Origin of the sequence: Bradyrhizobium sp. 179, from assembly GCF_023073535.1 — a bacterium.
Taxonomy (GTDB): domain Bacteria; phylum Pseudomonadota; class Alphaproteobacteria; order Rhizobiales; family Xanthobacteraceae; genus Bradyrhizobium.
On record NZ_JADPJR010000149.1, the window covers coordinates 66,076 to 81,317 of the forward strand.

Sequence of the window (15,242 nt, forward strand, 5' to 3'; positions counted from 1 at the left end):
AGAGCGAGCTTACCCGCGATGCCCTCCAAGCTGGCGATCAGCTATGCACGTGTCACCAAGAGCTTCGGGCCGCTCAAAGCCGTCGACGACGTGTCGCTCGATATCGCCGAGGGCGAGTTTCTGGCCATCGTGGGTGGCTCGGGCTCCGGCAAGACCACCCTGCTGCGGCTCGCCAACCGATTGATCGAGGCGGACAGCGGCACGATCACGGTGGAGAGCGAGGACGTGCAGAATGTCGATCCGGTCGCGCTGCGGCGGCGGATCGGCTACGTGTTCCAGGCCGGTGGGCTGTTTCCGCATTTGAGCGTTGCCGACAATATCGGTGTCACGCCAAAGCTGCTGGGCGTCTCGGCTGCCGATATTGCCGCGCGCGTCGACGAGCTGCTGGAACTCGTGCAGCTCGACCGTGCCGCGCATCGCGACCGGCTGCCGGAGGCGCTCTCCGGCGGCCAGCGCCAGCGCGTCGGCGTGGCGCGGGCGCTCGCGGCAAAACCTCGGATCGTGCTGATGGACGAGCCGTTCGGCGCGCTCGATCCCCTCACCCGCGATGCGCTGGGCGAGGATTTTCGCGACCTGCACCGCAAGCTCGGTCTGACCTCTGTCATGATTACGCATGACATGACGGAGGCCATCCTGCTCGCCGACCGCATTGCGGTGATGCGCGCTGGAAAGCTGCTCGCGCAGGGTACGCCGGCAGAGCTGTCGAAAAGCGGCGACGCCTACGTGCTGGAATTGTTGCGCACGCCGCGGCGCCAGGTCGAGCGATTGAATGCGCGGCTGCCAACGAGCGGTGCGGCATGAGCCTCTTCACCGATCCGCGCTGGGGCGAGGCGCTGTCGCACTTGCCCGACTATCTCGGCAACCATGTGCGGGTGAGTCTCGCCGCGCTTGCGCTAGGCCTGATTGCGAGCCTGCCGTTGGCACTCCTCACACGCAACCACCCGGCGCCCCGCGGCATCCTGCTTGCGCTTGCCAGCATCGTGCAGACAGTCCCTGGACTTGCGCTTCTTGCGCTGTTCTATCCGCTCCTGCTGCTGCTGGCCTCCGTCACGCTTGCCTGGTTCGGCTTTTCCTTTTCCGCTTTCGGCTTCCTGCCGGCCGTGCTGGCGCTCGCGCTCTATTCGATGCTGCCGGTGCTGCGCAACGGCATCACCGGCCTCAACGGCATCGATCCCGCGTTGATCGAAGCCGCCAAAGGTGTCGGCATGACCGCGCGACAATCGCTCGTGATGGTCGAGCTGCCGCTGGCGCTGCCGGTGATGATGGCGGGGATCCGCACCGCCGCGGTGTGGGTGATCGGCACCGCGACGCTGTCGACACCGATCGGCCAGACCAGCCTCGGCAATTACATCTTCGCGGGGCTTCAAACCCAGAACTGGGTGTTCGTGCTGTTCGGCTGCCTGGCCTCGGCCCTGCTCGCGCTTGCCGTCGACCAACTGCTCGGCCTGCTCGAGAGCGGCCTGCGCCAGCGCAGCCGCATGCGCACCGGGCTCGGCGCGATCGGGATCGCGGCACTGGTCGCCGCAACGCTGGTGCCGACGATGGGGCGCTCGTCCCAGAGCTACGTCGTCGGCGCCAAGACTTTCGCCGAGCAATATGTGTTGTCTGCCCTGCTCAAGGACCGCCTCCAGGCGGCTGACCTCTCAGCGACGGCGCGATCGGGCCTCGGCTCCAGCGTGATCTTCGAGGCACTGAAGACCGGCGACATTGATCTCTATGTCGATTATTCCGGTACACTCTGGGCCAATCAGTTGCATCGCACCGACGTTAAGCCGCGCGCGGAACTGCTCGCAGAGCTGAAGACAACCCTCGCGAAAGAGAACATCACCTTGCTCGGCGAGCTCGGCTTCGAGAATGCGTATGCACTGGTGATGCCGCGGAAGCGCGCCGAGGCGCTGGGCATCCGCAGCATCGCCGATCTCGCCGCGCACACATCGACCATGTCGATCGCCGGCGACTACGAGTTCTTCTCGCGCCCCGAATGGGCCGCGCTGCAAAAGGCCTATGGGCTTTCGTTCCGCACCCAACGCCAGATGCAGCCGGACTTCATGTACGCGGCGGTCGCGAGCGGCGAGGTCGACGTGATCGCCGGCTACACCAGCGACGGCCTGATCGCGAAATACGATCTCGTCGCGCTCGATGATCCCCGGCACGCCATCCCGCCTTACGATGCTATCCTGCTGCTCGCGCCCATGCGAGCCGGTGACGAGCGGTTGCAGGCTGCGCTGAGGCCGCTGCTCGGCAGGATCGACATCGCGACGGTGCGCGAAGCCAATCTGCGCGCGAGCGGCAACGATGCGAATTCATCGCCCGATGCAGTGGCGAAGTGGCTGTGGGAGAAGGTGAGCAACAGGTAGGCTGGCGCGACTGGTTCAGCGTCGTCATGGCTTTCGCCTATGGGCCTTCGCCAGGACGACGTTGGAGGGGCCTGGGTGCTCCAACGGCGCTCTCATCGCAAAGAGCGTGAGAGACATCACAGCCCCCGGATCATCCCCGCGTTGATCAGCAGCCGGTTCAGCCGCCGCGCCTCGGCGCCATCCTTGCAGCCATAGAAGATGCCCTTGCAGCGGAGCATGATCTCCTTCTGCTCGGCGAAGGACGGATCGAGCGGGATGCCGGCAGCTTCCTGGATCACTAGCGGCAGATAGGGACCGTCGATCGTGTCCATCACGGCATCGCTCTTCACCGGCTCGAAATTGATGGCGTCGATCACATAATACGTTGCGTACAGCCGCGGATCGTAAGCGTCGAGCTTCTTGCCGAGGGCGCCCTCGTCGAGGCCGGGCTCAAGCAGGTTCGGCGCGAATTCCGGTTGGTGATCGCCGTAGCGCACGATCAGGAAAGGCTCGCCGGGAAAGTTCTTCTTCAGACCGGCGATGAAAGCTTTGTACTGCTCGGCGCTCATCACCTGGCGGCGCAGATATTCGTCGATGGACGGCAAGTTGCCCGGCGCGCGCCACTTCGGCAGCAGATCAGGGCGGAAGCGCGTTTCCCAGGGGAAATGATTGGCGCCGAGATAGATGAAGGTGAACAGCGGCTTGTTCGGCGGCTGTTGCCCTATCAGCTGAAGCGCCTTGTCGTAGAAGAAGGAGTCCGGCTCGACGTCCTTGGCGCCCAGATCCTCCGAATCGAGGAAACGTTCGATGCCGGTCGTCATCTGGAAGCTGCGCGCGCCCATGAAGCCGCCATGGGCGGGGTAAAGCGACAGGGTGTCGTAGCCGCAACGGCGCAGTGCCAATGGCAGGCCGCGTTCGACGCGGTTCGAGGCGATGCGCGTCACGAAATAGGCGAAGCGGCCGAACGAGCGCGACGAGAGCCCCGCAAGCACGTTGTACTCGGTGAACCAGCTCGGCCCGCCATTGCTCTCGGCCAGGAACGTGCGCTGCTTGCCGTCCCAGGACCTGAAATGGTCGCCGTAACGCGGCGGCACCTTGATGCCCTGGGCGGCGCGGATGTCGAAGCTCGATTCATCATGGATCATGATGATATTGGGGCGGCGGCCCGCAGGATGGCAGGCGTCCACCAGCGGCACGTTGAGCCGCTCGTTGGTGGAGGCTGCGGATTCCATGAAACCGTACTGCACGAAGTCGGCGACCGCTGTGACGCCGGAGCGGAAGAATTTCGAGAGATAGCCGTCGTCGTAATAGCCGCGCCAGGCCTGGTCAGGATGATAAAGCGAATAGCCGACCAGTGCGGCAACACAGGCGAGCTTGCAGGCGAGCGCCGGCAGCCGGCGGATGCGGAACGGATCAAGCCACCACAGCGCATACATCAGCGGCAGCGTGACGAGGCCGGCCAGGATCACCGACCAGCGCAGATTCGGGAAGATCGTGAACAGGAACGCGACGCTGTCGCGGTCGATCATCATCAAATCGATGAAGTTGACCGTCATCTGCACGACTTCGTGCTTCAGCCGCGACAGCAGCACCAGCACGACGACCATGGTCAGCGACAGTGCGCCCGACAGCGCCGGGCGCCGCAGCAGCGTGATCCAGAAGAAGTTGAGGATGCCCCAGGCCAGGGCGAAGGAGAGGCGCGAGCCGAAATCGGTCTCGGTCTCGTACATCAGCGCCAGCGCTGCGAAATGTGGCGCCGTGACCGCGAGCAGCCGCCAGATGCCGAGCGCGGCGACGCTCGCAAGCACGGCGGTGGTGGCAGAAGGACCTGGATTGGGCGCGGACGCCATCGACGACACGCAACTTCTGGTCCGGCGCGGTGATGCCAAGCCGCTTGGCCGGCATCGAGACGGCTGGCGGCGCCCGGCGCAGCCGGAAGCCTGCGCCGTGTCATAAAACTGTAACGGAACGGTCAAGGTCAGGCAACGCGTTCGGCGATCCGACATCGCTTATTGTTAGCGAAAGACGGTGGGCCGCAGCGGGCAGGCAGCTGCTCAATGTCAGGGCTGGGCGATCCCAGCGATGAACAGGTCGATCACCCCCTCCGCCATCCGCTCGATCTCGTCGTCCTCGATTCCCCAGCGCGGAAAGTGGCCATCGAGATTCATCCGGGCAAAACCGTAGACCAACGCGCGAGCGGCGATCTGGATGCGCTTCAGATCCGCCGACCTCAGCAGGCCCTGCTCGGCCGCATCAGTCAGCATCCGTTCCGACAGCGCGATCAGCTCGGCATTGTCGCGGGTCAGCTCCGCCGAGCTGCCATGGGCGAAGTAGCGTCCGGTGGAGATGATCTCGAAATGGGCCGGATTGCGCATGGCCCAGCGCAGGTAAGCGAGGCCAAAGGCGCGAAAACGCTCCAGTGGACCCTTGAGCGGCTCCTCGCCCAGCGCCGCCTCGATCTCGGCGCGGAAGCGCCGCTGCGCCTCCTCGGCCACCGCCGCCATCAAGGCATCGCGGTTCGGAAAGTGCCGGAACGGCGCGCCCGGCGACACCGCGGCCCGGCGCGCCGCCTCGCGGACGGAGACCTCGGCACCTTCCGCCGCCAATTGCAGCGCAGCGTCAATCAGCACACGGCGAAGGTCGCCGTGGTGATACGGCCGGGCTTCGGGTGTTCGACGGGCACGCGGCTTGGACGTCTGACGGGCGGGCATGGCGTCTTCTAGCATCACCCGAACGTGAATGTAAGCAGCGATTACACCATTGACGATCTTGCTGCTGTATATGTAATCACTGATTACATCCAAGGAGATTCGCCATGTCACAACGTCAAAGCTGGCTCGAAGGCTGGCGGCTGCTTGCCGTCCTAACGCTCAGCCTGATCGCCCTGAGCCTGTGGATCGCCTCGATGCGGCTGTTCGAGGTTGAGGGCGTTCGCATGGTGATCCGCTTCACGGCGCGAAGTTCGCTGCTGCTGTTCTGCCTCGCCTTCAGTGCCGCGGCGCTGGCGCGGCTCTCGCCCAATGCCTGGACGCGCTGGCAGCACCGTAACCGCCGCTATCTAGGCTTGAGCTTCGCGGCCTCCCACGCCATCCACGCGGCGGCGATCGTCGCGTTCGCCAGGATGGATCCGGCCGGCTTTGCCCAGGCGACCTCCGCGGCCTCCTACATCTTCGGCGGCATCGGCTATGGCTTCATCATCGCGATGAGTGCGACCTCGTTCGACCGCACCGCCGCGCTGCTCGGACCGCGCACCTGGCGCATACTGCACGTCGCGGGCGGCTACTATCTCTGTTTCCAGTTCATGGTGTCGTTCGGCAAGCGCGTGCCGGCCATGCCGCTCTACGCCGCATTCCTCATTCCGCTGCTGATCGTGCTGACGTTGCGCATGATAGCGATGGCCCGCCACCCGCGCGGGCAAACCGTCGCCGCGGGCTGAAACGCCCAAGCTCACTGCGGCAGCAATCCGAGCCGCTTGGCGATGATGCGGTCGAGCGTCCGTCTCGGTAGCACGGCCGCAATCAGGTGGCGGAGCGGGTCCGGCGTGATCTGGTAGCGCACCTTCGGGCTTGGCGCCGTCAGCGCCTCGAACACGATCTCGGCGATGCGCTCGGCGGGCAGGCCCTTGGCGCCGATGTCCATCATGAACGCCATCACCTTGTTCAGCGCCGGCAGATAGGGCGAGTTCTGGTAGACGGAAAGGTCGATCTCTTCGGCCTTGCTCCAGATCGGCGTCTTCACCGCGCCGGGGGCGACGATGATGACGTCGATGCCGAACAGCATCAGCTCGCGGCGCAGGCTCTCCGACAGGCCCTCGATGGCGTGCTTGGAGGTGCTGTAAGGCGCCGACAGCGGATTGCCGCTCTTGCCAGCGACCGAGCTGATCATCACGATCCGGCCCTTCGGCCCCTTCAGCAAGGGGTCTGCGCCGAGCAGCGGCCCGAACGCCTGCGTCGCGATGACAGGGCCAATGACGTTGACGTCCATCTGGCGGCGGAAATCATCGGCCGACAATTCGAGCACGGGACCGGCAACCGCGATGCCGGCATTGTTGACGAGACCGGCCAGCGTCTCGCCGCCCAACGCCGCGCGAACTTTTCGCCCGGCAGCGAGGACTGCTGCCTCGTCGGTGACGTCGAACAGCAGCGGAGTGAAGTTCGCACCGAACTCGCCTTGCAGCCGGTCGGCGTCGGCCTGCTTGCGGACACTGCCGAACACGCGATAGCCGCGCCCGATCAGGAATTTTGCAACGGCCCAGCCGATGCCCGTAGACGCCCCGGTAACGACGACAGATCGCATGGTCTTTCCACCTCGGGTTGCCGTGATCATGCAGGAGGAAGGTGCCTGTGTGCAAATGGCGCCCAGCGCGCAAGTCCGCGCGGCAGGTGTCGGTTCTCAAGATGAAGCGGCGCGCGAACGTTGCGACATGAGGTCGAAGGCACCTTGAACAGGCGGATGAAGAGTCGAATCTTTCACTCTGACGACGCAGCCCTTTTCACGATCAGGGAGTTCTAGAAATTTTTGAAAAGGGACGCGAGATCAAGAATGTGGTTTAAGCGTCAGTTCTTGGCGTTCAAGCAGCGCGTCAACTCGCGAAGAATTTGAATGAAGCAACAATGCTTCGCGCGAGAAGGAGGAGAAAGATCGCGTTTGCGATCTCGCTCGAACATAGTCGCGAAGGCTTAAGATTTGTTTGGCGAGCGAAGCTTTCGCTCGCGTGTCCCGGACAAGGCGCAGCGCATAAGCGATGCGTCGTGGGGCCGGGATCCAGAGGCCGCTTGGCCCCGGATCAGCAGGGCATCACCAAAATGCTGCGCTGCGTCCGGGGCACAACGGCTTAGTTTTTGCTTTTGTCGACCAGCGCGCCCTTCTTGATCCAGGGCATCATGTCGCGCAGTTTCGCGCCGACTTCTTCGATCGGGTGGGCAGCGAGCTTGGCGCGGGTCGCCTTGAAGGAGGTCTGGTTGACCTTGTTCTCGAGCATCCAGTCGCGCGCGAACTTGCCGCCCTGGATGTCGGCGAGAACCTTCCGCATCTCCTTCTTGGTCTCGTCGGTAATGATGCGCGGACCGGTGACATACTCCCCGTACTCGGCGGTGTTGGAGATCGAGTAGTTCATGTTGGCGATGCCGCCTTCATAGATCAGGTCGACGATCAGCTTCACTTCGTGCAGGCACTCGAAATAGGCCATCTCCGGGGCGTAGCCGGCTTCGACCAGAGTCTCGTAGCCGCCCTTGATCAACTCGACCAGGCCGCCGCAAAGCACCACCTGCTCGCCGAACAGGTCGGTCTCGCACTCTTCCTTGAAGGTGGTCTCGATGATGCCGGCGCGGCCGCCGCCGATCGCGGAGGCATAGGACAGGCCGAGGTCATGGGCGTTGCCCGAGACGTCCTTGGCGATCGCAATCAGGCAGGGCACGCCGCCGCCGCGCTGGTACTCCGAGCGCACGGTGTGGCCGGGGCCCTTCGGCGCGATCATCAGCACGTCCAGGTCGGCGCGCGGATCGAGCAAATTGAAGTGGACGTTGAGGCCGTGCGCGAACACAAGGGCGGCGCCCTTCTTCATGTTGTCGTGCAGGTGCTCGCGATAGATGTCGCCCTGGAGTTCGTCCGGGGTCAGCATCATGACGAGGTCGGCCCATTTGGCGGCTTCGGCGACTTCCATCACCTTGAAGCCGGCGTTCTCCGCCTTCTTGGCCGAGGCCGACCCCTTGCGCAGCGCAATCGCCACCTCCTTGACGCCGGAGTCCTTCAGGTTCAGCGCATGGGCGTGGCCCTGGCTGCCATAGCCGACGATGGCGACCTTCTTGCCCTTGATCAGGTTCAGGTCGGCGTCGCGATCGTAATAAACACGCATAGTTCGTTTCCTCGTTCGGGGCCGGAATCGGCCGATGGTCAGATCTTTCGAAGGTGAATTGACGGATTTCGGGGGCTGTCTAGAGCATTTTAGGGCCGCTGGGAAACCCGTTTCTGCATGGAAATCTGCGGCATCATGCATCCATGAAGACGGGGTAGAGGGAAGCGAGCAGCAGGACTGCCATCAGCACATTGAAGGCACGGACCAGCCGCTCTGAGGTCAGGACCGGCCGCAATGCGGAGCCGAACAGAGCCCAGACCACGGTCGAGACCGTGCCTACGAGCAGGCTGATCAGGGTCTGGATTGCGATGTTGAGCGGGAATTGGGCGATCGCCGCGTAGGCGGTAATGGTGCCGATCACGATCACCCAGCCTTTGGCGTTGATCCATTGAAATATCGCCGCGCCCCAGAAGGTCATCGGGCCGCGGGCGGCGCCGTCGCCCGGCTTGGTCGGCCCGGACATGGCGATCGCGGCGGCGAGATAGATCAGGTAGACCGCACCGGCATATTTCAAGATGGTCTGGAGGACAGGATAGGCCAGAAACACGGAGCCGAGCCCGAGGCCGACCGCGGCGACCATGAAGGCGAAGCCGATGACGATACCGACGATGTGGGGAATGGTGCGCCGGAAGCCGTAGGTCAGGCCCGAGGACAGCAGCATGATGTTGTTCGGCCCAGGCGTGAAGTACATCACGACCATGAAGGTGAGGAAGGCATAGAACAGCGACTGGGACATGTTCGCCTCACGCGACTTTCGGCAGCGGCTCTTTGGGCAACGCCTTGGGCCGCTGCGCCAGCACCATCACCGCGATACCGCCGATCACGGTCAGCATGCCGGCGAGGCGCAGGGGTCCGAACCGCTCGCCGAACACGATGCTGGAGGCGGCCGATCCCACGAACGGCACCAGCAGCGCGAACGGCACCACCTGCGCCGCCGGATAATCGCGCAGCAATCGGCCCCATAGCCAGTAGGCGATGCTGGTGGAGATGGCGCCGATCACCAGCAGGCAGATCAGGCCTGTCAGAGACATGTGCATCAGCGACTGCCAGGTCGGCGTTGGCCCGTTGACGACCAGCGCGAGCGCGAACAACGGCACCGCGGCAGTAAGGCACAGCCAGGCGAACAGGTCGAACATCGGCGCACCACGGGCGCCCCGCAGCAGGAGATTGCCGACGGCAAAGCAGACCGGCGCGATCATCAGCACCGCGAAGGCGCCGACGCTGAAATCATAGCCGACGGTCCCGCAGATCATCAAAAGGCCGGCTGCTGCGATGACGATGCCGAGCGTCTGCATCGGCGTCGGACGTTCGCCGAATGCGACAGCGGCGAAGCCGATCGTGAACAGCGCCTGGCTCTGCACGACCACGCTGGCCAGGCCGACCGGCACGCCGTGGGCAATGCCATAGGCCTGGCTCAGGAACTGGCCGAGGAACAGCGTGACGCTGATCGCGATCAGGAGGGGCCAGGCGACCTTCGGCTTGGGAATGAAAAGGCACGGTACTGCGGCAATGGTGAAGCGCATCGCCGTCATCAGCTCCGGCGAGAACTCGTCGAGCGCGATCCGGCTCGCCACGAAGGCAAGCCCCCAGATGATCGCCACCAGGATGGCGATGAGGATGTCGGCCGGCTTCATTGTTGTTCTCGGTCCTGCCCTGTCGTGCAGTCCTGTTATTGTTCTGGTCTAGCCTTGCTCGCCGGCTTTCGGTTTCCGCAGCAGATAGGTGCCGTGCATCGGGGCGTGGTAGTCGGCCGAGACCAGCCTGAAGCCGATGTCGGTCAGCATCCGTTCCATCACCCAGCTGAAGGTGGAATATTCGTCGCGCATGTGCGCGACGACACCTTCACGCGAAAAGTCGTGGTTCTTGATCTGGAAGTCGGCCCATTGCTCGACGTCGCGCTCAATGGCGTCCGGCATTGAAGTGTAGACGATGTCGCGCAGGTAGAAGCTCGCGCCCGGCTTCAGCGCCCGATAGATCCGCGACATCGCCACCGCCTTCCAGAAGTCCGGCAGATGGTGCAGCGTGAACTCGCTGACGATCAAATCGTAGGATTCCGGACGGTAGGAGAAGCTCAGCAGGCCGGCCGATTGGGTGCGGACCGGCGCCTTGCGGTCACGTGCATAGATCTCGGCGAGCGCCAGCATCGCGGGGGAGATGTCGATAGCATCGACCTCGGCGCCCATCAGCGCCGCTTCGGTGGCCAGCACGCCGTTACCGCAGCCGATATCGGCGATGCGCCAGTCGCGCTGGACTCCTAGCATTTTCAGCGCGGCGCGCGCCCGCAGGTCGGCATCGTCATGGCTGTCATAGATCGACGCCACTGCGGGCTCGATCCCCATCCGGTTCCGCTCGTTATAGTACCAGTCGCGCGCCAGCATGGTTCACATCCCTTCAGGCCCGCGACCGATCGCGGCAACGCCGGTGCGCGACACTTCGACGAGGCCGAGCGGGCGCATCAGGTCGATATACTGATTGATCTTGTCCGTATTGCCTGTGATCTCGAACACGAAGCTCTCGGTCGTCGCATCGATCACGCGGGCGCGGAACGCATCCGCAAGCCTCAGCGCCTCGACGCGGTGCTCGCCCTGCCCGCGCACCTTCACCATCGCGAGCTCCCGCTCGATCGAGCGCTTGGTCTGCGTCATGTCGACGACGCGATAGACCGGAATCATGCGATCGAGCTGGTGCTTGATCTGCTCGATCACCATTGGCGTGCCCGTCGTGACGATGGTGATGCGCGAGAGGTGCTTCTGGCTCTCGGTCTCCGAGACCGTGAGGCTCTCGATGTTGTAGCCACGGCCCGAGAACAAGCCGATGACGCGCGCAAGCACGCCGGGCTCGTTCTGCACGAGCACGGCGAGCGTGTGCGTCTCGTTGGGATCGTGACGGTCCTCGATGAAATAGGCGGATGCCGGCTGGTTCATTGTCGTTCCCCTCAAATCTTCTTCGTCATGCCCGCGAAGGCGGGCCGCCAGTAATTGCCACGGCGTGAGATCCCTACACAGGGAGCGGCGTACTGGATCGGCCGGTCGAGCCGGGCGATGGCAGCGGAGCTTGTGACCATTGCGCTCACACCAGCGCCTTGCCGCCGGCGAACGCCTTCGCGGTGGCTGCGTCGTTGGCCTGCTCCGGCAACAGCATCTCGTTGTGCGCCTTGCCGGAGGGGATCATCGGGAAGCAGTTTTCAAGCGCAGCGACGCGGCAGTCGAACAGCACCGGGCGCTTGACCGCGATCATCTCCTTGATGGCACCCTCAAGATCGCCAGGCTTGTGCACCTGGAGGCCAACGCCGCCATAGGCTTCGGCGAGCTTGACGAAATCCGGCAGCGCCTCCGAGTAGGAATGCGACAGGCGGTTGCCATGCAGCAGCTGCTGCCACTGCCGCACCATGCCCATGTACTGGTTGTTCAGGATGAAGATCTTGATCGGCAGCTCGTACTGCACGGCCGTCGACATCTCCTGCATCGTCATCTGCACCGAGGCATCGCCCGCGATGTCGATGACGAGGCTGTCGGGGTGGGCAACCTGCACGCCGATCGCGGCCGGCAGGCCGTAGCCCATGGTGCCGAGGCCGCCCGACGTCATCCAGCGATGCGGCTCCTCGAAGCCGTAGAACTGGGCCGCCCACATCTGGTGCTGGCCGACCTCGGTCGTGATGTAGGTATCCTTGCCGCGCGTCGCTTCGAACAGGCTCTGGATCGCATGCTGCGGCAGGATGACGTCGTTGCTCTTCTTGTAATACAGCGAATTACGGGCACGCCACTGCGCGATCTGCTGCCACCACGACTTGATCTCGGGCTTCTTCGCCTCTGCCTTGAACACCTGGAGGATGTCGCCGAGGATGTTGCCGCAATCGCCGATGATCGGCACGTCAACCCGGATGTTCTTGTTGATCGAGGATGGGTCGATGTCGATATGGATCTTCTTCGAACCCGGCGAGAACGCATCGACGCGACCGGTGATGCGGTCGTCGAAGCGCGCGCCGACGCACAGCATGACGTCGCAATCATGCATGGTCATGTTAGCTTCATAGGTGCCGTGCATGCCGAGCATGCCGAGCCAGTTCTTGCCCGAAGCCGGATAGGCGCCGAGGCCCATCAGCGTGGAGGTGATCGGAAAACCGGTGACCTCGACCAGCTCGCGCAAGAGCTTGGTCGCCTCGGGACCGGAATTGATGACGCCACCGCCGCTGTAGATCACCGGACGCTTGGCGTTGGCGAGCAGCGCCACCGCCTTGCGGATCTGCGTGGCATCGCCCTTCACGCGCGGCGCATAGGAGCGGTGCACGTCGGACTTGCGCGGCGGATGATAGGTACCGGTCGCGAACTGCACGTCCTTGGGAACGTCGACCAGCACCGGCCCCGGACGGCCGGAGGTCGCGACATAGAAAGCCTCGTGCAGCACCTTGGCGAGATCGTTGACGTCGCGCACCAGCCAGTTGTGCTTGGTGCAGGGGCGCGTGATGCCGACGGTGTCGCATTCCTGGAAGGCGTCGTTGCCAATCAGATGCGTCGGCACCTGGCCGGAGATGCACACCAGCGGGATCGAGTCCATCAGCGCGTCGGTCAACGGCGTCACCATGTTAGTCGCGCCGGGACCGGAGGTCACCAGCGCGACGCCCGGCTTGCCGGTCGAGCGCGCATAGCCCTCGGCGGCATGGCCGGCGCCCTGCTCGTGGCGGACCAGGATGTGCTGGACCTCGCTCTCGTGGAAGATCTCGTCATAGATCGGAAGCACCGCGCCGCCGGGATAGCCGAAAATGTCGGTCACGCCATGATCGATGAGCGCGCGGACGATCATCGCGGCGCCGGTCATCTGGTTCGGATCGTGGCTCTTCTCGCTCATTGGCTTGCTCCGGATGCGCTGTTGTCAGCGGCTTCGTTCGTGTCGGGTTCGGGAAATAAAAAAGGCCCCGAAGAGGGCCCACGCACACCGCCTGTCTTGTGGATGGCAGCTAGCCACCCCCGGCGGTGTGCCTGGGTACGACGGCGATAAGGAGTTTGGTAATAATGTTACGCATGGCAGGCGCTCGGCTTCCCAAAGGTTGCGCGAAACATAGCGGCCAAAGCCCGGATGTCAAGGCAATGTGGCCGTTCCCGCGCGATTTTGGCAGTGTAGCGGTGTTCCCCGGGTTCGGCGAGCGGTAAATTCAGGAACCGGACACAAAAGCTCGTCAGTTCGTATCCGGTGTCGCGTGCACGATCGCGGCGAGCCATCCCCTCGCCTCCTCCGGCTTCATCCATTCGAACTCAGGCAATTGATGCCGGAACCAGGTGAACTGGCGCTTGGCGTAGTGGCGGGTGTCGGCGCGGCCGATTGTGGCAGCTTCTTCCAGGCTGAGTTCACCGCGCAGATGCCGGATCAGCGCCGGCACGCCGTGGGCCTTCATGGCCGGCAACAGCGGATCGAGCTGTCTGGCGGCAAGCCGCTCGACCTCCCTGAGCGCGCCGGCGCTCAACATGGCATCGAAGCGCGCATCGATGCGGGCATAGAGTTCGTCGCGCGCGGGGGCGAGAAACACCGCGCGAAAATTGTCCTTCGGCAGCAACGGCGGCTGGCCCTCGCCGTGCCAGTCGAGCAGCGAACGGCCGGTCGCTTCGACCACTTCCAGCGCGCGCGCGATCCGGGTGCGGTCGCGCAGATTCAATCGTTCGGCCGCACGCGGATCGCGGTGCGCGAGTTCCGCGTGTAGCGCTTCGACGCCGTTCTGCTGCAGCCGCGCGCGCACGTCCTCGCGCACCTCGGCAGGAATTGGCGGCACTACGGAGAGGCCCGCCGTCAGTGCCTTGAAATAGAGCCCGGTGCCGCCGACGAAGATCGGCAGGCGGCGTTCGGCCGTCGCCGCTTCGAGCGCCTTCGCCGCGTCGCCCACCCAGGCACCGGCCGAGAAATTCACGGCCGCATCGACATGGCCATAGAGACGATGCGGCACGAGCGCCTCATCAGCCGCTGTCGGCCGTGCCGTGATGATGCGCAGATCGCGGTAAACCTGCATGGAATCGGCGTTGATGATGATGCCGCCGGTGGCGAGCGCAAGCTCGAGCGCCAGCGCCGACTTGCCGCTGGCGGTCGGGCCTGCGATAAGCACGGCCTTGCCAACATGCCTTCCGCTGACTTGCCCCTCGCTCACGAAAACCTCAAATGTCCCTCGTCGCCACGCTGATCTGCAATCCCGACAATCCTGCGCTCGACTCTACCATCGTCGACGGCGCCCGCGCGGTGCTGCCACATGCAGCTCCCGCGCACTGGCTGTTCGAAGGGGTTGCGGTCGACATTCCCTTCGGCGCCGAAAGTAACCTCGAAGGCGACCGCCACGCCATAGAACAGCGGCTCCGCGAGCTTCGCGGCGACCTGCCCATCGACATCGTCGTGCAGCCAGTCGGCTTCCGGCGCAAGAAGCTTTTTCTCGCCGACATGGATTCCACCATGATCGGCCAAGAATGCATCGACGAGCTCGCCGACTTGGTCGGGGTGAAGGCGCATGTGGCCGCCATCACCGAACGCGCGATGCGCGGCGAGATCGAGTTCGAGCCGGCGCTGCGCGAGCGCGTTGCGCTGCTCAAGGATCTACCCGCCCGCGCGGTCGATGAGGTACTGGCCAAGCGCATCACGCTGACCCCCGGCGGCCGTGAGCTGGTCGCGACCATGCGCGCGCACGGCGCCTACACCTGCCTCGTCTCGGGCGGCTTCACGCTGTTCACGAGCGCGGTCGCCGCCAAGATCGGCTTCCAGGAAAACCGCGCCAACGAACTCGTCGTGCGCGACGGCAAGTTCACCGGCGAGGTGAAGGAACCGATCTTGGGCCGCGCCGCGAAACTCGCGACACTGTTGGATCTGATGGAATCGTTCGATCTCGACGACCTCGAGACGATCGTAGTCGGTGACGGCGCCAATGACCTTGGGATGATCCAGGCGGCGGGGCTCGGGGTGGCGTATCACGCCAAGCCGGCGGTGGCCGCGGCCGCGGCAGCGCAGATCGATCACGGCGATCTCACCGCGCTGCTGTATGCGCAAGGGTATCGGCGCGAGGAGTTCGTGGAGGGATAACGTTG

At 64.3% G+C, this 15,242-nt stretch carries 14 protein-coding genes; 4 read left to right on the top strand and 10 right to left on the bottom strand.

Annotated features, from left to right (window positions below; translation table 11 throughout):
• The first annotated feature begins 18 nt into the window (after positions 1–18).
• Together IVB12_RS34430 and IVB12_RS34435 are read left to right on the top strand one after the other, a co-directional pair.
• Positions 19–801 (top strand): ABC transporter ATP-binding protein, encoded by a 783-nt coding sequence (locus IVB12_RS34430; RefSeq protein ID WP_247306491.1) that lies wholly within the window; start codon positions 19–21, stop codon positions 799–801.
• A complete protein-coding gene (locus tag IVB12_RS34435; protein WP_247306494.1) occupies positions 798–2,357 on the top strand; it encodes a glycine betaine ABC transporter substrate-binding protein in 1,560 nt (519 codons plus the stop codon). The genes IVB12_RS34430 and IVB12_RS34435 overlap by 4 nt, the downstream gene beginning before the upstream one ends.
• Positions 2,358–2,473: 116 nt before the next feature.
• On the opposite strand, the gene IVB12_RS34440 is transcribed toward IVB12_RS34435, so the two are convergent.
• Both IVB12_RS34440 and IVB12_RS34445 read right to left on the bottom strand, forming a co-directional pair.
• Positions 2,474–4,186 (bottom strand): LTA synthase family protein, encoded by a 1,713-nt coding sequence (locus tag IVB12_RS34440; RefSeq protein WP_247306496.1) that lies wholly within the window; start codon positions 4,184–4,186, stop codon positions 2,474–2,476.
• 210 nt (positions 4,187–4,396) lie between these two features.
• A complete protein-coding gene (locus IVB12_RS34445; RefSeq protein ID WP_247306813.1) occupies positions 4,397–5,047 on the bottom strand; it encodes a TetR/AcrR family transcriptional regulator in 651 nt (216 codons plus the stop codon).
• 104 nt (positions 5,048–5,151) lie between these two features.
• Here IVB12_RS34445 and IVB12_RS34450 point away from each other — a divergent pair, with 104 nt between their 5' ends.
• On the top strand, positions 5,152–5,772 hold the full coding sequence (locus IVB12_RS34450; RefSeq protein ID WP_247306498.1) for a hypothetical protein: 621 nt from the start codon (positions 5,152–5,154) through the stop codon (positions 5,770–5,772).
• A gap of 11 nt (positions 5,773–5,783) precedes the next feature.
• Here the strand turns inward: IVB12_RS34450 and IVB12_RS34455 are convergent, their stop codons facing one another.
• The 8 genes from IVB12_RS34455 to miaA form a co-directional block, all read right to left on the bottom strand.
• Positions 5,784–6,632, bottom strand: coding sequence for an SDR family oxidoreductase (locus IVB12_RS34455; RefSeq protein ID WP_247306500.1), 849 nt, complete (start codon positions 6,630–6,632; stop codon positions 5,784–5,786).
• Positions 6,633–7,170: 538 nt separating this feature from the next.
• On the bottom strand, positions 7,171–8,190 hold the full coding sequence (gene ilvC / locus IVB12_RS34460; protein ID WP_035700280.1) for a ketol-acid reductoisomerase: 1,020 nt from the start codon (positions 8,188–8,190) through the stop codon (positions 7,171–7,173).
• Between the two features lie 133 nt (positions 8,191–8,323).
• Positions 8,324–8,926, bottom strand: coding sequence for a LysE family translocator (locus IVB12_RS34465; RefSeq protein ID WP_247306503.1), 603 nt, complete (start codon positions 8,924–8,926; stop codon positions 8,324–8,326).
• Positions 8,927–8,933: 7 nt separating this feature from the next.
• On the bottom strand, positions 8,934–9,824 hold the full coding sequence (locus IVB12_RS34470; RefSeq protein WP_247306505.1) for an EamA family transporter: 891 nt from the start codon (positions 9,822–9,824) through the stop codon (positions 8,934–8,936).
• Positions 9,825–9,872: 48 nt separating this feature from the next.
• Complete coding sequence (locus IVB12_RS34475) at positions 9,873–10,568, bottom strand: class I SAM-dependent methyltransferase (RefSeq protein ID WP_247306507.1); 696 nt, start codon at positions 10,566–10,568, stop codon at positions 9,873–9,875.
• Between the two features lie 3 nt (positions 10,569–10,571).
• Positions 10,572–11,114 carry an acetolactate synthase small subunit gene (gene ilvN / locus IVB12_RS34480; protein ID WP_247278538.1) on the bottom strand — a complete coding sequence of 181 codons (543 nt, stop codon included), beginning with the start codon at positions 11,112–11,114 and terminating at the stop codon, positions 10,572–10,574.
• A 145-nt stretch (positions 11,115–11,259) separates the two neighbouring features.
• Complete coding sequence (locus IVB12_RS34485; protein ID WP_247306509.1) at positions 11,260–13,035, bottom strand: acetolactate synthase 3 large subunit; 1,776 nt, start codon at positions 13,033–13,035, stop codon at positions 11,260–11,262.
• Positions 13,036–13,363: 328 nt separating this feature from the next.
• On the bottom strand, positions 13,364–14,320 hold the full coding sequence (miaA, locus tag IVB12_RS34490) for a tRNA (adenosine(37)-N6)-dimethylallyltransferase MiaA (protein WP_247306512.1): 957 nt from the start codon (positions 14,318–14,320) through the stop codon (positions 13,364–13,366).
• 11 nt (positions 14,321–14,331) lie between these two features.
• Between miaA and serB the strand changes: the two genes are divergently transcribed.
• The gene (serB, locus tag IVB12_RS34495) at positions 14,332–15,237 is read left to right on the top strand and encodes a phosphoserine phosphatase SerB (RefSeq protein ID WP_247306515.1); all 906 of its coding nucleotides are present in this window, start codon (positions 14,332–14,334) and stop codon (positions 15,235–15,237) included.
• The last annotated feature ends 5 nt before the right edge of the window (positions 15,238–15,242 follow it).